We start from the raw sequence: 19,864 nt of genomic DNA, 5'->3' as shown, positions 1-19,864 counted from the left end.
CCTGATGCACCGTATCTAGACCACTTCCCGGCCAGGCGGGAGGCCGCGCGGTGAAATTCGGCCGGTGCTGTCTTCAGGACAGGCGCCCTCGTTTCTCAGGGCAGGCGCTCCTGCGGACGGGGTCCGGCCAGCGGGGTGCGCCGGCTCAGACCCTTGTGGACATGCACCATCAGGGCGATGCCGAAGAGCGGCGTGATGAGGTTGAGCACCGGCACAACCATCAGTCCCGCCAGGAGAATTCCCGCCAGCAGCGTCGTGCCGCCATGGTGCCGGCGCATGGCGCCCGCCTCCGCCATCGGCCGGAACCGCCCGGCGGCGAGCTCGAAATATTCCCGCGACAGCAGGTAGGCGTTGGCCCCGAAGAACGCGACGAGGTTCACCCCCGGCACGAAGAACAGGATCAGCGCCACGAGGTTGACCAGCAGCGCCAGCCCGGCGAAGCGCACGGCGTAGAACATCGCGGTGCCGATCGGCAGGGCTATCCCGATGGGATCGTTGGGGAAATCCGTGCGCTCGACGATCTCGGCCGCGTCGTCGAGGAAGTAGCCCGCCACCAGGATCGACACCGCCGGCATGACGTAGGCGAGGCCCACGAACAGGCCGGCCCCGGCGAAGAACACCGCCAGGGTGTCGAGGAAGGGGTAGTCCACCGAGAGGTGATGCTGGGACAGGAACCAGTTGATCGCCCGCGTCAGCCCGAACCAGACCACGAGGAGAATGCCCACCGTGAGCCCGAGGGATTTCCACAGGATGGCGCGCAGAGGCGCTGAGAACACCTGCCGGAGGGCGGCGAAGGCGGCCTGGATGAGCATACTGAGTTCCCGTGGTCTCGCGTCGGTCCGGTCGTGGGGTCCGGCCCGCGTCGCCCCCGCGCGCACCGTGTCCCGAGAGTCTGGCCATAAGCTCTGGCGATGGCCGCGCGCAGGCGCAAGTGCGGGCCACCGCCGCGCCGTCCGTCCCGCGCGGGCCAGCGGACGGCGATTCGCGGCCGCGACCCTGGACGCTTGAGTTTTCTGCCGTGTGACGGGAATGCGACCGGCGGCGCGGTGTCGCCGGCAACCGCCCTCTGCTAGGCCCGTCACCACCCTTCAGACAGGAACGAGACCGTCCTCCATGCCGACGTCCCGCCCCGAGCACGAACGCTGGCGCCCGAGCATCGCCCCGCGCCTGGCGCCCCTGCCCGACGATCCGGAGGTGATCGTCGTCGGGGCCGGCGCCGCCGGCATCGCGGCGGCGCGCAGCCTCGCGGCGCGCGGCGTCCGGGTGGCGGTGCTGGAGGCCCGCGACCGGGTCGGCGGGCGCCTCGTCACCGTGTCCCTGCGGGGCCACGCCGTCGATCTCGGCGGGCACTGGCTGCATGCGGGGCCGATCAACCCGCTGGTGCGCCTCGGCGCGGCGCGGGGAGAGCCCCTGCGGGTGGCCGCGCAGGACAGCCACCTCTGGGTCGGGCACCGACGCGGGCGCCCGGCGGAAGCCGCGGCCCTGGGCCGGGCCTTCGCGGTGGCCGACCGGGCGATGAGCACCCAGGCGTCCTGGGCGGGCCCGGACCGGCCGGCCGCCACCGCCCTGCCGCCGGGCCTCGGGCCCTGGGGCCGGCGGGTGGAGCGGGTCCACGGCCTGGTCTCCGGGCAGGGCCTCGACCGGGTCTCCCTGCAGGACTTCCCCAGCATGGAGTACGGCGACAACCGCTTCATCGCCGGCGGCTACGGCGGCTACCTCGCGCGCCTCGCGCAGGGGCTGCCGATCGCCCTCGGGACGCCGGTCACCGGCATCGACTGGTCGGGACCGGGCGTGCGGGTGAGCGCCGGGCCCCGGAGCTACGCGGCCCGGGCCGTCATCGTCACGATCCCCACCATGGTGCTGCGGGCCACCCCGCTCTTCACCCCCGCCCTACCCCCGGAAGTCGCGGACGCGATCACGGGGTTCACGACCGGCATCTACGAGCACGCGGTGCTGCACTGGCCCTCCTGCCCGTTCCGGGGGGCGGACAGGCTCGCGAGCCTCGTGGGCGGGCGGGACGCGAGCCCGGGCCTCCTGACCCGGATCGACGGCACGCCGTTCCACTTCTTCGAACTCGACTCGCCCATGGCCGCCGCCCTCGACGCCCGCCGGGCCGGGCCGGACGGGGTCCGCCGCCTCGTGCGGACGACGCTCGCCGCGCATTTCGGCGCCCGCGCCCTGCACGACCTGAGCATCCCGGCGGTGAGCGATTGGCGCCACGACCCGTTCGCGCGCGGGTCCTGGGCGGTGGTGCCGCCCGGCCATGCCGGCGCGCGCGCCGCGCTCCAGGCCCCCGTGGCGGACCGGGTCTGGTTCGCCGGCGAGGCCCTGTCGCGTCGGCAATGGGGCACGGCGGGGGGCGCCTACGCGGAGGGTCTTCGGGCGGGCGAGGCCGTCGCCGACAGGCTTTCCGCCTGACGATGCCGGGAGCGCCTCGACGGCGCCGGGACGACGCGGCCAGCCTGCCGGTATCGGGCTCTCAGGCCACCACCTTCCGGAAGGTGACCGGCAGGATCGGGAAGATCTCTCCGAACCGGACCGGCAGGTGCGCGATCAGGTGCGGGATCGCGTCGGCGGGCCGTCCGGGACTGAACAGGAAGCCCTGGATGTCGTCGCAGCGGCTCGCCTTGAGCATCTGCGCCTGCTCCACCGTCTCGACGCCCTCGGCGGTGACGGTGATCGCGAGCTTGTGCGCCAGGGTCAGGATCGCCTCGATGATCGCCAGGCATTCCGGCCGACTGCCCATCTCCTTGATGAAGGAGCGGTCGATCTTGATCTTGTCCACGGGGAACCGGATCAGGTAGCTCAGCGACGAGTAGCCGGTGCCGAAATCGTCGAGCGCCACGCGGATGCCGAGGGCCCGCAATTCGTTCAGGTTGCCGATGGTCGTCGCGTTCATCTCGAAGAACACGGATTCGGTGACCTCGATCTCCAGGCGGTGCGGTGCCAGCCCGCTGGCGCGCAGCGCATCCGTCACGTCGGCCAGGAGGTCGGTGTTCCGGAACTGGATCGGCGAGATGTTCACGGCGAGCCGGATGTCCGCCGGCCAGCGCGCCGCCTCGCGGCAGGCCTGGAGCAGCACCCAGCGGCCGATCTCGGTGATCAGGCCCGAGGCTTCCGCCACGGGCACGAAATCGGCCGGCGAGACGGAGGCTCCGGACTGGCGGGTCCAGCGCAGCAGGGCCTCGAAGGTGCGGACCCGGCCATCCGTGAGATCGACCAGGGGCTGGTAGTGCAGGCTGAATTCGCCCTGCACGAGGGCGCGCTTGAGATCGGCCTCCAGGTCGCGCCGCAGGCGGACCGAGGCTTCGAGGTCCGGCGCGAACAGGCTGACCTTGCCGCGGCCGGTGGCCTTGGCCCGGTAGAGCGCGAGATCGGCCTTGCCGAGAAGCGTTTCCGGGCTCTGGGCATCTTCCGGAGCCCGCGCGACACCGACACTGGCGCCGATCTCCACCTGGACCCCGCCGAGGGTGTAGGGCGCACTCAGGATCTCGATCAGGCGTTCACCGAGGGCGACCACCTCCGGCTCGCGCCTGGAGCCGATCAGAATGGCGAACTCATCGCCGCCCAGGCGCGAGACCAGGGCGTCCGCGGGCACCGCTCCGGTCAGCCGCTGCGCCACGCGGGTCAGCAGCACGTCACCGAGGGCATGGCCGAAGGTGTCGTTGACGAACTTGAAGCCGTCGAGGTCGAGGTAGAGCAGCGCGGAGGGGCGCTCCTGCAGCGCGGCGGGGGCACAGGCCTGGGTCGCCGCGTCGTGGAACCGAGCGCGGTTGGCGAGACCGGTCAGGGAATCGTAGCTCGCCAGGTAGGCGATCCGCGCCTCCGACTGGCGGGTCTCGCTGATGTCGGAGCCGACGCCGCGAAAGCCGAGGAAGTGCCCGTCCCGGTCGATGATCGGCTTGCCGCTGAGACGCCACCACCGCGTCACGCCGCGCAGCGTGACTTCGACCACCCGCTCGCGGAACGCCTTGCGCTCCGCCATGAGGGAGAGAATCTCCGCGATGTCGTCGCCCATCGGGCGAGGCCGGCGGGTGCCGACGAACAGGGCCTCGAAGGGGGCGTTTCGCAGCGCGGCCACGGACTCGCCCGCAACCTGCGCGATGCGTTCGGAGACGTGCTGGAGGCGCCCCTTCGCGTCGGTCTCCCAGAGCCAGTCGCTCGTATTCTCTTCGAAATCATGCAGGAGCAGGCTGATGGTCTCGTTCTGCTCACCCACCCGGACCCGGTCCAGAATCCGCTCCCGCGACAGGCGCGACATGCGCCCGGCGGTGAAGATGACGAACAGCGCGTAGATCAACAGCAGGACAGCCACCGTCCGGGCCGCTAGGCCGCCCGCGCTGAACAGGGCCGCGAAGCTCGCCAGGGCGATCGGCACCGAGAACAGCAGGCCGAGGCCGCGAAAGGCTCCGAACGTATAGGTCGTGGCAAGGAGACTGGTGCAGAGACCCACCACGTACATCTTGTGGGTGGTGTCCGAGGAGCCGAAGAGCACCGGCGGCATGGTGCTCCAGGCAACGCCCAGGCTCAGGGCGATCAGGGCGGCCAGTCGCCGGCCGGTGGCGATCTCCGCCTTTCCCGGACGCCGAAGGCGATAGCTCCGTGCCCCGAAGGCGGCGATCGCGGACGGCAGGGCGACCCCGAGGAACAGGACCGCCAGGTAGAACGGGCTCGCCTGACCCGCGAACAGGACGAACACCGTCGCGGCCATCATCACGTGGAGCAGGGCGATGGAAGGCGCGAGGTCCAGCGCGTCGTCGAGATGTGCGGCTCGGACTTCAAGCTCGTAGCGGTCGGAGATCGGATCCCCGCCCGAATCCGGATCTCCGCTCGAGGGCGGCGCGGCAGCCGGCTCATACACCGGATTGTCGGCCCGGCGGCCCCAGGCGGGCTCGGGCATGCGCAGGATTGCGGGACTCAGCCCCGCAGGGCCGACCGCCAGGGGCGAGGTGGGAAGGGACGACATCGATGCCATCGCCTCAGGCGACACGGCTTATCGGACCGCGCCCAGCGGGTTCCGAGGGCGCGAATCCCTGCGCCGCAATCGTGGAGTTCGTGTCGTCCGAGCGCCGCATCGTCAGAGTCACCGATAAGGGTCCGGCCGGCAGGCTAGAGATTGGCTTTTGATAGAGTCTTAATTGCACGCCCATACGCGTCGCTTCGAACTCGGGCCCCTGGAAGTCTGGGGTGCACGCCGGCCCGACCGAGCACACCCGCATTCGATCCGGGTCCCCGAACTCCTACAGGTTGACGTGCGGTCCGACGTTGTCGCGCGGCAGGAGTTCCAGGAAGGCCGCGCCGATGCCGTCCTCGAAGCAACGCGCGACCGTAGCAGGGGTGCGGCCGAGGGTGATCCGCGTGCCGGGTTCCAGGCGGATATCCACTTGCAGAGCAGCGCCCGAGGCAGAGACGTTGATGAGCCGGCCCGGGACCTGAACACCTGAGGCAGTGGTCACGAGAATGTCGGGGCGGTCCGGCACGAAGCGCGGATGAACGCGGCGCGGCGCCAGATCACAGCCCTGGTCCTCGGCGAGGTCCAACAGGCGCCGAACGATCACGGGGATCGCAACCTCAGCGCGCGTGACACGGGTGACGAAAGCCGTCTTGGTGCGATGGACGACGAGGACTTCCAGCGTGCCCGCATGGCGAATGCTGCAGGTCAGCGTCTCACCGAGGCTGGGTACCGAGGCGGAGCGGAAACGCAGGCCGGCGACGGACAGGTCCGTCGTCACCGCGTAGAAGTCCGGCCTGTACCGGCTCCAGCAGAGAGCCGGCAGGATCAGCGGAGTCTGATTTCCGTTCAGAGGATCGTCCATGTGCCGCCTGGAGTTGCAGGCAGACCTAAGATCCTTTTCCTCGGAGATTTCTTTATGGAAGTGCGAAGAATTTGAGTGATCGCCGCATCCCATGCATCCGGCGCACAGATTGCGCCGCCGCGATCGAGGCTCTCGCATCAGGAGATCGCTGACAATCCCGCGCCACGCCGGACGGCGGCGATGCGTATCATGCATGGCGCGAAAATCCGGCCGGTGCCGTACAACCGACGCCGGTCACTTGGACGAGGCTTCGGACCGAGCCTCAGGGCTGGCAATCGCTCGCGGTCGGCAACGTCTCGAGCCGGGTCAGATCGCCGACCACGGCGAACTCGCCGTAATTGAGCCGCAGCGCACCGCTGACGCCGTTCTCGTAGAGATCGAAGCCGAGCACGTAGATCGGCGTGCGCTCGCCCTGGCCGGGGATGTAGTAGCTCAAGGTCACGGGCCAGCGTGGCAGGGCGGCCATCGCGCCGTCCCGGAGCGGCTTGTCCCGATCGGCGGCCTTGTCTCCGGACGCCGGGCTGCTTCCGGGGGCCGGGCTGCTTCCGGGGGCCGGGGCTTGGCGCCCGATGACCGCCAGGGTGTCGTAGACCTTGCGTCCGTCGTCCGAGCCGTCGAAAACCTTCACCGAGACCGTGCTCTGACCCTCGCGCGCCGCCTGGATCAGCCGCCGCATGTGGACGGTGGGGAACAGGACCTCGCCCGTATCCTGGAACTGTTCGCGCTTGGGTTCCTTCAGCTTCACCTTCAGGAGATCGGGCGCCGCCTCGGCCGTGCCGTCCACGGCCTGGCCCGGCGTACCGTTGAGGACCGTGCTGGTCTTGAAGCGGTAGCTGCGCCCGTCGCCGCTCTCGAAGGTGGTGTTGCGCAGGTCGGAGGTCCGGCTCCCGGTCTCTCCGCTCTCCAGCACCGTCACCTGCCGGGTCTGCATCGTGTAGCCCTTGCAGGCATCCCCCGTGAAATCGATGACGATGCGCCCGCGCGCGCTCTCCACGGCCCGCGTGCCACTGCTCTCGGCCAGGGAGAGATCGTACACCGCCCGGTGGTTGGCCAACGTGATCGGGGCGGTGGCGCCCGCCGCGCTGGCGCAGAGCAGGATGCCGGCGACGCCCGGATACACGGCGCTCCGGACGGCGATCGATGCCTTCGCCGCACGGGCAAGCACGCTTGAACGATGCATGGACTCTCCTGACAGAACCGGCCCGACGGATGCGGACATCCGCCGACGCCCCTTCAGATAGGGCATCGGGCCGGGGCAAGCGAGGTTCGCCGGCCGCGGGACGCGCCCTAGATCTCCCTGTGCCGGAATCAAGAACAATCGACGGCAAGACCAATCGACGGGAAGGATATGCCGATGGACGCCGATACCCTGCGCTCGCTCCAAGCCCCGATCAAGGACCGCTACCGGACCGCGCCGGACTCGGCCGTGGTGACCCTGCGGGCCCGGGGAAGCCTCGACGACACCTCCATCGCCTGCAAGGTCGAGACCGGCCGCGCCCTCGCGGTGGCGGGCCTGCACCCGGCCACCGGCGGCTCCGGCGCCGAACTCTGCTCGGGCGACATGCTGCTCGAGGCATTGGTGGCCTGCGCGGGCGTGACCCTGAAGGCGGTCGCGACCGCGATCGGCGTCGACCTGCGCTCCGGCACGGTGAGCGCGGAGGGCGACCTCGATTTCCGCGGCACCCTCGGGGTCGACCGGCAGGCGCCCGTGGGCTTCCGGGCGATCCGTCTCGCCTTCGCCCTCGACACCGATGCCCCCCAGGAACAGCTCGACCAGCTCCTGAAGCTGACCGAGCGCTACTGCGTCGTGTTCCAGACCCTGAACCACAAGCCGGAGCTGGCCGTCGCGCTCGTCCAGGATTCCGCTGCACGGCCAGATTCCCCCGCACGGGACGCCACGTCCGCGCAGGGCTGACCCGCGCCAGCGGTTTTCTCATCGGGGTCCGCGATCCCGGTGCCCCGATGGCGGTTTTCAACGACATGATGATTTTCGAGTGGATCGTCGGCGTCCTATTCGGCGCCGTGCTACTGGCGGCCCTCGCCCGGAGGCTGGGCGCCCCCTATCCGGTGTTCCTGGCATTGGGCGGGATCGGCCTCGCCTTCGTTCCGGCGGTGCCCAACCTCGTCCTCGATCCGGACCTGGCGCTCGCCCTGTTCCTGGCGCCGGTGCTGCTGGATGCGGGCTACGACACCTCGGTGCGGGACCTGCGCACCCATTGGCGGCCGATCGCCGGCCTCGCCTTCGGCGCCGTGGTGGCGACTACGGCGGCCGTGGCCGTCGTGGTGAAGTGGCTCGTGCCCGACATGCCCTGGGCCGCCTGCATCGTGCTCGGCGCGGTGGTGGCGCCCCCCGACGCGGTGGCCGCCCTCTCGGTGCTCCGCCACGTTTCCCTGCCGCACCGCCTCACCACGATCCTGCGCGGCGAGAGCCTCCTCAACGATGCGGGCTCGCTGCTGATCTACCGCCTCGGCGTCACCGCGGCGGTCTCCGGCACGTTCTCGGTCGCCGAGATCGGGCCGACCTTCGTCGTCGGCATCCTCGGCAGCCTCGTCGCCGGACCGGTCCTCGCCTTCCTCTACAGCGCCGCCACGCGCCCCGTCGCCGATGCGCCGAGCGTCATCGTGCTGCAGTTCGTGGCCGCCTTCGGGATCTGGATCGGGGCGGAGCAGGTGCACCTGTCCGGGGTGCTCACCGTGGTCACCTTCGCGATCACGGTGGCGCGGATCGCGCCCGGCCATACGCCGCCCCGCACCCGCATCGTCTCCTACGCGGTCTGGGACACGGCGGTGTTCGTGCTCAACGTGCTGGCCTTCGTGCTGATCGGACTGCAGATCGGGCCGATCCTGGAACGACTGACCCGGGCGCAGCAGATCTCCTACGCGCTGGTCGGCGCGGCGGTGTTCCTCACCGTGGTGGTGGTGCGCCTCGCCTGGGTCCTGCCGGCAGCCCATCTCGCCCGCCTGGGCGCCGACGCGACCGAGACCCGCGACCGGGGCCTCTCGGCCGGCATCGCGGTGTCCTGGGCGGGGATGCGCGGCATCGTCACCATCGCGACGGCGCTCGCCCTGCCGGAAGGGGAGCCCGGCTTCCCCTACCGCGACCTCATCGTGCTCACCGCCTTCTGCGTGATCATCGGCACCCTGACGATCCAGGGCCTGACCCTGCGCCTGCTGCTCGCCCAACTCGGGCTGGAGGACGACGACCCCGTCGGCCGCGAGGTCGGGCACGGCCGCACCGAAGCCTTCCGCGCCGCCCTGAAGACCCTGGAGGATGCCGGGGATACGCCGTCCGAGGCCCTGCGCCAGGAGTTCCGCATCGCCCTGGAGGAAGCCGAGTCGCGCGACACCGGCTTTGCCGCCGAGGCGCTTCCCGCCGATGCCGCCCGCCGCCGCGCCATCGAGGCCGCCCGCGACCGCGTGCTGGCCCTGCGCCGCTCCGGCGAGATCGGCGACGACGCCTATTACGTGCTGGAGGAGGAGTTCGACTGGGCGGAAATGAACGCGACCCCGCGCGGGGAGAATTGAGAGAACACCATCCTGGATCTACGCGCCGAAGCCGGAGGCGTTGGCTCAACCCGGCGCGGCGGGTCCACTAAACGGCCCGATGGCGATCCTGTACCTTGCCGGCCTCCACCGTCGCGCGCGCGGCATCGGCACGCGTATGGCGGTCGAAGATCGTCGAGGCGATCTTCAGGGCGGTCAGGCAGGCCACGGACATCCCGGCGATGATTCCCGCTACCTGAAGCGCGTACCCGTACGTCATGGCGCTCACTCCTCGGCTCGAAAGAACGTCAGCACGATCTGTCCGACAATATGTGAGGACGCCGCGCCGAAAAGCAAAATCCATCCGCCATCGGCCAGGACATCGTCGTGCTTGCTCGCGATGGGATTGATCAGCGCCGCCGCAAGCGTGACGATGGCCACGGAGTTGAACAGGGTCGCCACAAGCTTCACGCGCTCGTTCCAGCGCTTGGCCCGATGTTTGAGATCACCGGTCGGCATGCGGGGGCCGGCGCGGGCCGCGCCCGACGCTCAGCCCACCACGCCGAGCCGCCCCTCGATCGCGTCCCAGACCGAGATCGCGAGGTCAGGGCCGCCGAGGCGCTTGATCGCCCGGATGCCGGTGGGCGAGGTCACGTTGATTTCGGTCAGATTTCCGTCGATGACGTCGATGCCGACGAGGATGAGGCCGCGCCGGCGCAGTTCGGGACCGATGGTGGCGCAGATGGCGCGCTCGCGCTCGGTGAGGTCGGAGGCGGCCGCCGCGCCGCCCCGCACCATGTTGGAGCGGATGTCGTTGAGGGCCGGCACCCGGTTGATGGCCCCCATCGGCTCGCCGTCGACGAGGATGATGCGCTTGTCGCCCTCGGTGATGCGCGGCAGGAAGCGCTGCACCACCCACTGCTCCCGGAAGGTCACCGAGAACAGGTCGAACATCGAGCCGAAATTCGCGTCCTCCGGCAACACCCGGAACACCGCCGCGCCGCCGTGCCCGTGGAGCGGCTTCATCACGATGGCGCCGTGCTCGGCCCGGAAGGCCTCGATCTCCGCCTTGTCGCGGGTGATCAGCGTCGGCGGCATCAGTTCGGGAAAATCGAGGACGAACAGCTTCTCGGGCGCGTTGCGCACCTCCGACGGGTTGTTCACCACCAGGGTGCGCGGGTGGATGCGCTCCAGCATGTGGGTGGCGGTGATGTAGGCCATGTCGAAGGGCGGGTCCTGGCGCATCAGCACCACGTCGACGCCCGACAGGTCGATGCGCTCGATGGAGCCGAGGGTGGCGTGCGCCCCCTCGACGTCCTGCACGGTCAGGGCCTCGACCCGCGCCGTCACCGTGTTGCCCTGCATCGACAGCCGGTCTGGGGTGTAGTGCAGGAGCCGGTGCCCGCGCGCCTGCGCTTCCAGCAGCAGGGCGAAGGTGGTGTCTCCGGCGATCCGGATCGCCTGGATCGGGTCCATCTGGACTGCGACGGTCAGGGCCATGGTCTCACATCTCCGTCCTGAACCCGTGCGCGACGCCCGCGATGCCGGCGGAGCCCCGCCTATTTCTGAGACCGGCCGCCGGTGCGCCGATCGTAGTCGCCGATGGCGCTCCTGCACTCGGGGGAGAGGCGCGACCGGTTGCGATCCATGCAGCGCTCCGCATCCTGGCTGTTGGGATCGACGCCGGCGCAGAGGCGGAAGTAATCGTTCGCGCAGCCGAGCTGGAGGCCCTGGTCCTCGCGCTGGGCCTGGGCAGGGTTGGCCGCCAGGATCAGCAGGGCGAACGGCGCAAGCTTGAGGACCTTGCCGAGGCCGATGGCCGAACTCGGGAATCGTGCGGTAACCACGCGCATGCTGCGGCGTCCTTCGTTGCGAATGAGATGGCGTCTGGATGAAACGGCGTCGGGACGTGGCGCGAGCCTTCGCTCGGAAGCTGCCGGAATATCGGGCCTGCCCCGCCCTTAGCAAGCGCCTCGGGCGCCGGGTGTTCCCACCGCCCCCTGCGTGGCCGGGATGCGGATCCGGGCCTCCCGCTCAAAAAAGCCCCGCTCGCCGGGCGAGCGGGGCCGAGTGCAAGGGAGGAAATGCCCGCCATGGGCGATTATCCAATATGCAAATCGCGCGCCATCTCGATTGCGCCCGGGCGTGGCACGAAAGCCACGGCCCGGCCGGGCACGTCGGTCGGGTCTGGTGGCATGCCCGCGAAGCTCGGCCGACGCCGTCAACGGCAACATTCCGTTAACCACCCCGTGCTGATCTCTGCCGGCTCCCCCGGTACGCCGGAACGCCCGGAGGCGGGGGCGGCGAAACCCGGTGACGGATCGCCCAGAGGATGAATGGGATCGGAAAAGTGCCGATGAACTCCGACAGGTTGCCCCCGACGCGAGGCCCCGAGCGCCTCGCCGAGCGCCCCACGGCCACCGTCGTGGCGCTCGCCCCCACCGGCCGCCGCTTCCGGCGCCCGGATGCGGATGCCCCCCGGGGCGCCATCCTGCTCTTCACGGGCGTGCGCTACGAGCGCAGCCCGGAGGCGGACGCACCCGCGCCGCGCCTGCGCCGCCGCTCCTGAACCACACTCCGCGCAGGCCCGGCATGTCGCTCCACCTCGACACGGGCCGGCCCCGCGCCCGTCCGCCGTGGCGGTCCGGCCCGGCCGGTCTCGCCCTGCTCACGCTCCTCTCCGGCTGCGCTCAGGAGGGGGATTTCGGACGCCCCAAGGCGAGCGCGTGGAACAGCCTCGTCGAGACCACCGGCACCCTGGCCGCGCGGGAGCGCTCGGAGCCGGCCTCCGCCTTTCCCTTCACGGACGACGAGCGGACCCTGCGCGACCGGGCCTGGCGCTTCCTGATGCCCGCGGCCGGGCGCGACGCCTTCACCGACGTGCTGGCCAACCTCACACGCAGCCGCCTGCTGCCCCCCGCCTGGCGCCCGGCCGACCCGGCCGCCTACCACGACACCCTGATGGGAGACGCCTTCCGCTCGCCGGTCTCGCGTTATCGCCGCCTGTCGGAGGATATCGGCGCCGATGCCCGCCTGATCCCGCAATTCGCCGCCCTGGCCGCGCGGGTGAAGGAGGCGGATGCCCTGCGCCTGCGCAGCCTGCCCTTCGTCAAGACCCTCGACGACCGCGATGTCCGGCACGCCGCCATGCGGGTGGCCGAGAATCGCTGCCTGATCGCCTGGGTCCGCCTGGAGACGGCCTCCCGCGCGGCCGGCTACCGCTACGCCCTGGAGCACCTCCTGATCGCAGCGCCGGGGCCGGAGGCGGTTCAGGTGGAGCGCACCCTGGCGGCCCTGGATGGACGCCGGCCGATCCTCGATCCCCTGGTGCCGCCGGAGGCCGAGATCCGCTGCGGCCTCCTGCCGAAGACGCAAGCCACGCTGGCCGAGGCGCAGGCCCCGATCGTCGCCAAGTACTGACGACACGGTGCGGCGCCTCCTGCGCTTGATGCCCGATCGAGAGGTCGGTGATGGGTGGATTTGCGCCTGTCCGCTAGAACATCAAGCGTGCAGGAAGCAGACGTCATGCTCAAAGGGTGCACTTTATGGTGTCTCGGTGGCGGTCAACGGTCCTCGCAACGGCGTTGAGCTTGACCATGATAGGCACGGCCTCTGCGCAGGTGGCACGTTTTCGTATCGAGGACCCGCTCCCGGACGAACTGAAGGGCCGCGTTGCGGAACTGATGCATTCCGAGAGAGCGGAAGACGCCGAGGCGGCGTTCAGGGCAGCTAAAGTCGATGATGGCCACCTCTGGCGCAAGCACGGTGTTCTACTGCTGCGCGTCGAGACCGGATGCGACGACGACCTTTGCATGGTGATAATCGGCCAAGTGACAGATCAGGCTATCGTCCCTCGGCTGACACTCAGAGCCGGACCTACAATCACGGTCGGCGACGAGTTGGTCAAAATCTGGGGAGTCGTGTCCTCGCTCTTCATTTTCGAGGGCCGGGAGGGCTTAAAGATCCACGTCTGGAGCCGGGGAGACAAATGGCTCGCCGATGCATGCGGCGACTGCTCCTTTGGCTCTGGAGCGAGATCGAAGGAGGACCCGTTACCGCCACCTTCGATCAAGTCATCCGAATAGACCCCTGCGGGCGTCCGTTCTCAGGAACCGATTAACCGACCTTCTACTGCGATGTTGGGTCGAAACCAGCCGCGCAGCGATGCGCCGACCGACACATGCGCTCGGACGACCAGCGACATCAACCGCCCGGCTTGGAATCCTCGGCCGGGCTGTCGACCGTGCAGGAGACGGCCTGGACCGCCGCGTCTGCGGCCGGGCGCTGGCTCGGCAGGGCGGCGATCACCCGCACCACCACGTAGCCCCGGGTCTCCGGGGCGACGATGCGGACGTCGTGGCTGACCTCGTCCTCGTCCGCGTTGGCCAGCGCCTCGTCGTACTGGGCGCGGGTGAGCACCACGAGGTCGAGGGCGCCGCGCACCGCCGCCTGATCGGTGACCGCGTAGAAGGCGCCCCGGCGCCCGTGCACCGCGAGCGACATCATCAGCGGCCCCGTGCGGGCCGAGACCCGCATCGGCCCGTCGGCGAGGTCGTAGGCGCAGAGCCCCACCGCCACCGAGGGGTCGGGAATCGGGAGCCAGGTCTCGGCTCGACCCGGGGCCTGGCCGGCTGCCTGACCAGGCGCCTGACCGGATGTCTGGCCCGCCGCATCGCCGGCCGAGACGGTGTTGACCGGCATCGGGTGGTCCAGGGCCTCGCTGGAGCGGGCCCGCGACAGCGCGTCCGCCTCCGACAGGCGCGGGATCAGCAGCACCACGACCCCGTGCACCAGCCCGGCGAGCACCAGGCCCGCCAGGGTCGCCAGCAGGAAGCGTCCGCGCGGGCTCATGCGGCGCAGGCTCCCCGGGTGATGGCCGGCACGGCCGAGCGGTCGAGGTTGCCCGCGCTCGCCGCCACGGGGGTGTCGTAGAGGCGAAGCGCCAGCCGCACGGGGCCCCGCGCGCGCGGCATCGGCAGCCAGTTCCCCGGCTGCACCTCGGGCGAGAGGGTGATCACGAAGCGTCCGTCGGTCTCGCGCAGGATCTCGGTGGCGGTGAAGCCCTCGCGCATGGGTATCGGTCCGGGCTCGCGTGCGCCGCGCCCGGCCACCGTCAGGGTCCAGGCCCGGGCGGGCGGCGTCACCCCCGCCACCGCGTAGGTGCAGGCGGCCTCAATGGCCCGGCCGGAATCGTCCTGGTCGGCGGTGAGCAGCATGCCCTCGCCGATCGTCAGGGGAATCTCGCCGCGCCGGGCGTTGACCGCGCGGGCATAGGGGTCCGCGCCGAGGGAGCCGACCCGCGGCCAGGCGGTCCAGGCGCCCACGCGCACGCCGCCGAAGGGATAGCCCCCCCGGGTGGCGTAATCGGCGGTGACGAGCCCGAGTCCGGCGCCGAGCGCCAGGGCGTAGACCACCAGCGTGACGGTGGAGGCCCGCCGGACCCCGTTGCGCAGGAGGTCGGCCGCGCGCCGGCCGGGCCCGGGGCGCGGGGCATCCGCGTCGCCCAGTCCGGAACGGGGCTCGGAAAACGAGGGTCGGGCCGGGCGCAGGCGCGCGACCGTGTCGGCAAATGTCATGCGCATGCCGGTTACGGGATACCGATGCGGCCGCCGACCGTGCGGGCCCCTTCGGCGAGATCGCCGGACGCGCTCACGGGACGCAGGGCGGAGGTCTTCTCCGCAGTCTTCTCGACCTGCCGGAACAGGCCGTTCATGCTGCCGATGACCTCGAACGAGCGCCGCGAGAGCTTGCCGGCCGCGCTCGCCGCCGCGTTGACGGGCGCCGCGCTCGGCCCCGACTGGGCGACCGCGCGCCCGGGATCCTTCAACCCCGGCATGGGTTTGAGTTCGATACCCTGGTGGGCGACCTCCATCACGTCGTGCCAGGTCATGGCGGGCAGCGAGCCGCCGGTCATCTTGTTGGTGGAGGTGTGGTCGTCGTTGCCGAACCAGACGGCACCGACGAAGTTGCCCGTGTAGCCGACGAACCACGCATCGCGGTAGGCGTTCGTGGTACCGGACTTGCCCGCCACCTTGATGCCCTCCAGGGCCGCGCGCTTGCCGGTGCCCTCCTCGACCACCTTGGTCAGCATGAAGTTCATGTCGCCGACCACCTGGGTCGACAGCACCTGCGGCATCGGCTCGTCCGCGTGGCGGTAGATCACCTCGCCCGAGGAATTCTTCACCTCCATCGCCGCGTAGGGTTTGGCTTTCCGTCCGCCATTGGCGAACACCGCGTAGCCGGCCGCCTGGTCGATGACGTTCACCTCGGCCGAGCCGATGGGCAGGGAGACGGAATCCGTGAGCTGGGTGGTGATGCCCATGGCGTGCGCCGTCTCGATGATCTTCTTGCGCCCGGCCGCCGCCGCCCGCGCCTCGTGGGAGATGCCCATGGCCTTGCCCAGCGCGATCGAGACCTGGATCGGGATGGTGTTGATGGATTTGGCCACCGCGACGGTGAGGGTCGTGGCGCCCGAGAAGGAGCGTCCGTAGTTCTGCGGGCACCAGTTGCCGATGCAGACCGGGCGGTCGACCACGCGGGTGTCGGGCCGGTACAGGCCGGCGGCCAGGCCCGCCGCGTAGACGTAGGGCTTGAACGAGGAGCCGGGCTGGCGGAGCGCGTCGGTGGCGCGGTTGAACTGGCTCTCGCCGTAATCGGCGCCGCCCACCATGGCGCGCAGGGCCCCGTCCGGATCGAGGATCACCATCGCGGCCTCGTCCACCTCGTACTGGTCGCCGAAGCGGCGCAGGGTGCCCTGCACCACCTCGTCGGCCTTGCGCTGGATGGTGAGATCGAGGGGCGTCTTGACGGTGAGCACCCGGTCGTTGCGGAAGCGGCCCGCATCGGCCATCTGCTTGATCTCGCCGAAGGCCCAATCGAGGTAGTAATCCGCCGTGATGTCGCGGGTGCGGGTCACGGGCGTCGCCGGGTTGCGCAGGGCCGTCTGGATCTGCCCTTCCGTGACGAAGCCGGCCTCGACCATGTTGTGCAGCACGTCGGCCGCGCGGGCGCGCGCCGCCGGCAGGTTCACGTGGGGCGCGTACTTCGTCGGCGCCTTGAACAGGCCCGCCAGCATCGCGGCCTCGGCCAGGGTGATGTCCTTGAGCGGCTTGCCGAAATAATAGTCCGCCGCCGCCACGGCGCCGAAGGTGCCGCCGCCCATGTAGGCCCGGTCGAGGTAGAGCTTCAGGATCTCGTTCTTGGTGAGGTGGCTCTCCAGCCAGAGCGCCAGGAAGGCCTCGTTGATCTTGCGCTCGAGCGAGCGCTCGTTCGTCAGGAACAGGTTCTTGGCGAGCTGCTGGGTGATCGACGAGCCGCCCTGGGTGTTGCCGCCGCCGCGCGAATTCGAGACGAGCGCGCGGGCCGTGCCGATGGGATCGATGCCCCAGTGCTCGTAGAAGCGCCGGTCCTCCGTCGAGACCAGGGCCTTGATCATGATGTCGGGGAAATCGTCGAGCTTGAGCGAATCGTCGTGCTTGATGCCGCGCCGGCCGACCTCGGTGCCGTAGCGGTCGAGGAAGGTCACGGCCAGGTCCTGGGCCTTGAGCCAGTTGTCGCTGGTCTGGTTGAAGGCGGACTGGGCGAGGGCCAGCATCAGCACGGCGCCGGCGGTGCCGATCGTCACGCCCTCGCTGGTCAGGTCGAGGGCGACGCGCTTCCAGCCGCGGACCGCGAAGACGTTCATGCGCTCCTGGAAGCGCTCGTAGGTCTCCCCGGCCGAGCGGCCGCCATCGTACAGGCTCGCGTTCACCCAGGCGTCGAAGGCCAGGGCGGCGTGCTTGATCCGGGTCGTCAGCGAGGTCGCTTTGGGCAGGCGCACCTGTGTTCCAGTCCTTGAGCACCCGGCACCGGCGCGTGGGCGGGCCCGACGATCCTAACAAGCCCCGCGCCGCGCCGCGAGGTTTCGTTGCGGAGAAAGCCCGTCGTAGGCCAAGTGGCCTGCCGTCGCAGGCCATAACCTTTCGTTACCCTTGACGCCGGATTGGGGCGGGCGGGTGGCGCGATCGCCTTGACTTTTCACGCACCCCGGAGCCGGCAACGCTTGCCCCGCCCCTCGCGTTGCGGCACAGGGGCGGACCACCCGGATTTCTTTGCCGCCTCCAGCCCAAGGTGTTCCCCATGCGGGACCGCTCGGCCGCGCGTTCCCAAACGCCGCGGGCCTTCTCCGAAACCGCCCCCACCGAAACCCCGGCCATCGAGCCGTTCTGGCGCACCAAGGATCTCGAGGCGATGTCGCCGGCCGAGTGGGAGAGCCTGTGCGACGGCTGCGGCCGCTGCTGCCTCCTCAAGCTCGAGGACGAGGACACGGGGGAGGTCTACCACACGGACGTGGGCTGCACCCTGCTCGACGGGCATGGCTGCCGCTGCCGCGACTATCCCCGGCGCCAGAAGCGGGTGCCCGACTGCGTGCGCCTGACGCCGGAAGCCGTGCGCACGATCCCGTGGCTGCCGCCGACCTGCGCCTACCGCCTGGTCCGCGAGGGCCGGGACCTCTACGACTGGCACCCCCTCGTCTCGGGCCGCGCCGCCAGCGTGCACGAGGCCGGCATCTCGGTGCGCGGACGGGTTTCGGGCAACGAGGAGGAGTTCACGGCCGACGAACTCCTCGACCGGATCGTGACTTGGCCCAACCGCACGCCGGAGACGGAAGACGACGCGGAGTAGGCGCGCCTCATACCGAGTCTCGGTGAGCCTGCCCCATGGGTCAGGCTCATCGCGGTCCCGGATCAGGCCGCGAACATCGAGGGCACCGGGTCCCCGGCGATGATCCGGCGGGCCTCGGCCGCGTCGAGATGCATGCGGGCGATCAGGGCCTCGGCCCCGTCGAAGCGCTCTTCGCCCCGGATGAAGTCCAGGAATTCCACCGCGATTCCCTGGCCGTAGAGGTCGCCGGAAAAGTCGAACAGGTTGACCTCGAGGAGGGGCGCGCCGTCGTCGAAGGTCGGGCGCCGGCCGTAGCTCGCCACCCCGTCCTTCACGGCGCCGTCGGGCAGGCGCACCCGCACCGCGTAGATGCCGTGCGCGAGCCCGCAATCGGAGAGCGCCACGTTGGCGGTGGGATAGCCCAGGGTGCGCCCGCGCTTGTCGCCGTGGCGGACCGCGCCGGAGACGAACCAGCGGTAGCCGAGCAGCGCGTTGGCCCGCGCCACCGCGCCCTCGGCCAAGGCCGCCCGGATCGCGCTCGACGAGACCGGCGCGGCGCCCTCGCTCAGGGCGACGGGGGGAATGATGCGGCAGCTCAAACCGACTTCCGCACAGAGTTCGGCGAGCAGGGCGGGCGTGCCCTCCCGGCCCCGCCCGAAGTGGAAGTCGTGGCCGATGACGACGCCGGCCACGCCGAGGTCCCGCACCAGCAACCCCTCGACGAAGTCGCGCGCCCCCGTCCCCGCCAGGGTGGCGTCGAAGCGGCGCACGATCAGCCCGTCGAGGCCGAGATGGGCGAACACGATCTCCTTGGCGGGCGCGTCGGTGAGGCGGAACATGGGGAGATGCGGCGCGAAGTAGGCCCGCGGATGCGGCTCGAAGGTGAGGACCACCGCCGGGCGGCCGGCCGCCCGCGCGGTCTCGCGCACGGCGGCGATCAGGGCGCGATGGCCGAGATGCACCCCGTCGAAATTCCCGATCGCCGCGATGGCCCCGGCGATGGCCGGCGGGACCGGCTCGTCCGCGCGGTAGATCGTGAAGCGTTGGGCGCGCGCGGGAAGACTCGGGCCCGGCACGGATGCGGCGGGCGGGACGGCGGGTTCGTCGCCTGACGACATCGGATCTCGGGAGTTGCAGCGGTCGGGGTCGTGAACTGTGGCGGCGGAACCTGTCGAAAACCGTCCGGAGGGTCAAGCGCGCCGGCCGAGCGCGGGGGTCGCGCCCCCCGGCGCCGGGGCCGCCCGCCGCCGGGCCCTGGCCGCGCGGCGCCCGACATAGAGCAGCAGCCCGGTGATCAGGAAGAGCGGCATGAGGAGTGCGGCCACGAGGAAGACCGGGGGCCCGAGCACGCCGAAGATGCGGCCGCTGTGCACGTCGAGCATGTTGCCGGCGATGCGGACGCCGAGGGGGCGCTCCCCGCCGACCTCGTGCACGCGAATGCGCCCGGTGGCCGCCTCGATCCGGGTGTCGTCGCGCCAGCCGTTCCGGTTCTCGGAGCGGATGCGCACGACGCCCTCCGCCCCGCCCGGCAGGGTCAGGGTCGCCCGGGTGAACTGCCCGGCATCCGTGGTGCGGAAGGCCGTCCAGGCGGTGTCGAGGGGCGGTGCCCCGGGGGCGCCCAGCCCCTCCTCCCGGCGCGAGGGCCGGCCCTCGCCCCGCGCGCCGGCATCCTTGCGCCCGGCCGGCTTGGATTCCGAAGCCGTGGGCTTAGCCTCCGAAGTTGCGGGCTTGCCCTCCGAAGCCGGGGGCTTGGCCTCCGAAGCCGGGGGCTTGGCCTCCGACCGCACGTCCGGGTCGCCAACGGGCTCGTGACGGCCCAGCGACGCCCTCCGATGCGGATCGCGGGTCGGTTCCGGTCCGCCCTCACGAAGCACGTCGCCTCCCCGTGAGGACGCGACCCGTCAGTCCGTGACGGGTTTTGC

20 protein-coding genes are annotated in these 19,864 nt (G+C 70.8%); 7 read left to right on the top strand and 13 right to left on the bottom strand.

Going from position 1 to position 19,864, the window contains the following annotated elements; genetic code table 11:
- Positions 1-95: 95 nt before the first annotated feature.
- The gene (locus MKK58_RS10465) at positions 96-812 is read right to left on the bottom strand and encodes a sulfate transporter family protein (RefSeq protein ID WP_243912016.1); all 717 of its coding nucleotides are present in this window, start codon (positions 810-812) and stop codon (positions 96-98) included.
- A 301-nt stretch (positions 813-1,113) separates the two neighbouring features.
- Between MKK58_RS10465 and MKK58_RS10460 the strand changes: the two genes are divergently transcribed.
- Complete coding sequence (locus MKK58_RS10460; RefSeq protein WP_243912015.1) at positions 1,114-2,418, top strand: flavin monoamine oxidase family protein; 1,305 nt, start codon at positions 1,114-1,116, stop codon at positions 2,416-2,418.
- A 61-nt stretch (positions 2,419-2,479) separates the two neighbouring features.
- On the opposite strand, the gene MKK58_RS10455 is transcribed toward MKK58_RS10460, so the two are convergent.
- From MKK58_RS10455 to MKK58_RS10445, 3 genes are all read right to left on the bottom strand, one after another.
- A complete protein-coding gene (locus tag MKK58_RS10455; protein WP_243912014.1) occupies positions 2,480-4,966 on the bottom strand; it encodes a putative bifunctional diguanylate cyclase/phosphodiesterase in 2,487 nt (828 codons plus the stop codon).
- Between the two features lie 274 nt (positions 4,967-5,240).
- Positions 5,241-5,816 carry a PilZ domain-containing protein gene (locus tag MKK58_RS10450; RefSeq protein ID WP_243912013.1) on the bottom strand — a complete coding sequence of 192 codons (576 nt, stop codon included), beginning with the start codon at positions 5,814-5,816 and terminating at the stop codon, positions 5,241-5,243.
- Between the two features lie 262 nt (positions 5,817-6,078).
- Positions 6,079-6,996 carry a cell envelope integrity EipB family protein gene (locus MKK58_RS10445; RefSeq protein WP_243912012.1) on the bottom strand — a complete coding sequence of 306 codons (918 nt, stop codon included), beginning with the start codon at positions 6,994-6,996 and terminating at the stop codon, positions 6,079-6,081.
- Positions 6,997-7,170: 174 nt separating this feature from the next.
- Here MKK58_RS10445 and MKK58_RS10440 point away from each other — a divergent pair, with 174 nt between their 5' ends.
- Together MKK58_RS10440 and MKK58_RS10435 are read left to right on the top strand one after the other, a co-directional pair.
- Complete coding sequence (locus MKK58_RS10440) at positions 7,171-7,731, top strand: OsmC family protein (protein ID WP_243912011.1); 561 nt, start codon at positions 7,171-7,173, stop codon at positions 7,729-7,731.
- Positions 7,732-7,796: 65 nt separating this feature from the next.
- Positions 7,797-9,341, top strand: a complete 1,545-nt coding sequence (locus MKK58_RS10435; protein WP_243912010.1) for a cation:proton antiporter — start codon at positions 7,797-7,799, stop codon at positions 9,339-9,341.
- Between the two features lie 67 nt (positions 9,342-9,408).
- On the opposite strand, the gene MKK58_RS10430 is transcribed toward MKK58_RS10435, so the two are convergent.
- Genes MKK58_RS10430 through MKK58_RS10415 form a run of 4 tightly spaced genes read right to left on the bottom strand, consistent with a single transcriptional unit; the run spans position 9,409 to position 11,152 of the window.
- A complete protein-coding gene (locus MKK58_RS10430) occupies positions 9,409-9,588 on the bottom strand; it encodes a hypothetical protein (RefSeq protein WP_243912009.1) in 180 nt (59 codons plus the stop codon).
- Positions 9,585-9,818, bottom strand: coding sequence for a hypothetical protein (locus tag MKK58_RS10425; RefSeq protein ID WP_243912008.1), 234 nt, complete (start codon positions 9,816-9,818; stop codon positions 9,585-9,587). The genes MKK58_RS10430 and MKK58_RS10425 overlap by 4 nt, the downstream gene beginning before the upstream one ends.
- A gap of 30 nt (positions 9,819-9,848) precedes the next feature.
- Positions 9,849-10,799, bottom strand: coding sequence for a glutathione synthase (gshB, locus tag MKK58_RS10420; protein ID WP_243912007.1), 951 nt, complete (start codon positions 10,797-10,799; stop codon positions 9,849-9,851).
- A gap of 59 nt (positions 10,800-10,858) precedes the next feature.
- Positions 10,859-11,152 (bottom strand): hypothetical protein, encoded by a 294-nt coding sequence (locus MKK58_RS10415; RefSeq protein ID WP_243912006.1) that lies wholly within the window; start codon positions 11,150-11,152, stop codon positions 10,859-10,861.
- Between the two features lie 503 nt (positions 11,153-11,655).
- Here MKK58_RS10415 and MKK58_RS10410 point away from each other — a divergent pair.
- The 3 genes from MKK58_RS10410 (at position 11,656) to MKK58_RS10400 (ending at position 13,384) form a co-directional block, all read left to right on the top strand.
- Complete coding sequence (locus tag MKK58_RS10410) at positions 11,656-11,868, top strand: hypothetical protein (protein ID WP_243912005.1); 213 nt, start codon at positions 11,656-11,658, stop codon at positions 11,866-11,868.
- Positions 11,869-11,891: 23 nt separating this feature from the next.
- On the top strand, positions 11,892-12,719 hold the full coding sequence (locus MKK58_RS10405; RefSeq protein ID WP_243912004.1) for a hypothetical protein: 828 nt from the start codon (positions 11,892-11,894) through the stop codon (positions 12,717-12,719).
- A gap of 170 nt (positions 12,720-12,889) precedes the next feature.
- Positions 12,890-13,384: a hypothetical protein gene (locus MKK58_RS10400; RefSeq protein ID WP_243912003.1), complete on the top strand. Its 495-nt coding sequence runs from the start codon at positions 12,890-12,892 to the stop codon at positions 13,382-13,384.
- A 118-nt stretch (positions 13,385-13,502) separates the two neighbouring features.
- Here MKK58_RS10400 and MKK58_RS10395 read toward each other — a convergent pair whose 3' ends face one another.
- Genes MKK58_RS10395 through MKK58_RS10385 form a run of 3 tightly spaced genes read right to left on the bottom strand, consistent with a single transcriptional unit; the run spans position 13,503 to position 17,118 of the window.
- Complete coding sequence (locus MKK58_RS10395) at positions 13,503-14,150, bottom strand: hypothetical protein (RefSeq protein WP_243912002.1); 648 nt, start codon at positions 14,148-14,150, stop codon at positions 13,503-13,505.
- A complete protein-coding gene (locus MKK58_RS10390; protein WP_243912001.1) occupies positions 14,147-14,881 on the bottom strand; it encodes a DUF1214 domain-containing protein in 735 nt (244 codons plus the stop codon). Before MKK58_RS10390 ends, MKK58_RS10395 begins: the two co-directional genes overlap by 4 nt.
- A 5-nt stretch (positions 14,882-14,886) precedes the next feature.
- A complete protein-coding gene (locus MKK58_RS10385; RefSeq protein ID WP_243912000.1) occupies positions 14,887-17,118 on the bottom strand; it encodes a transglycosylase domain-containing protein in 2,232 nt (743 codons plus the stop codon).
- Positions 17,119-17,528: 410 nt separating this feature from the next.
- Between MKK58_RS10385 and MKK58_RS10380 the strand changes: the two genes are divergently transcribed.
- Positions 17,529-17,963 carry a YcgN family cysteine cluster protein gene (locus MKK58_RS10380; RefSeq protein WP_243912027.1) on the top strand — a complete coding sequence of 145 codons (435 nt, stop codon included), beginning with the start codon at positions 17,529-17,531 and terminating at the stop codon, positions 17,961-17,963.
- Between the two features lie 62 nt (positions 17,964-18,025).
- Here the strand turns inward: MKK58_RS10380 and MKK58_RS10375 are convergent, their stop codons facing one another.
- Both MKK58_RS10375 and MKK58_RS10370 read right to left on the bottom strand, forming a co-directional pair.
- A complete protein-coding gene (locus MKK58_RS10375) occupies positions 18,026-19,060 on the bottom strand; it encodes a bifunctional riboflavin kinase/FAD synthetase (protein ID WP_243911999.1) in 1,035 nt (344 codons plus the stop codon).
- A 72-nt stretch (positions 19,061-19,132) separates the two neighbouring features.
- Positions 19,133-19,729, bottom strand: coding sequence for a PepSY-associated TM helix domain-containing protein (locus MKK58_RS10370; protein ID WP_243911998.1), 597 nt, complete (start codon positions 19,727-19,729; stop codon positions 19,133-19,135).
- Positions 19,730-19,864: the final 135 nt, after the last annotated feature.

The sequence above is a fragment of the Methylobacterium sp. J-078 genome (assembly GCF_022829285.1).
GTDB lineage: Bacteria > Pseudomonadota > Alphaproteobacteria > Rhizobiales > Beijerinckiaceae > Methylobacterium.
Note: the sequence above shows the minus strand (reverse complement) of the source record. Positions and strands in the feature narration are given on the sequence as shown.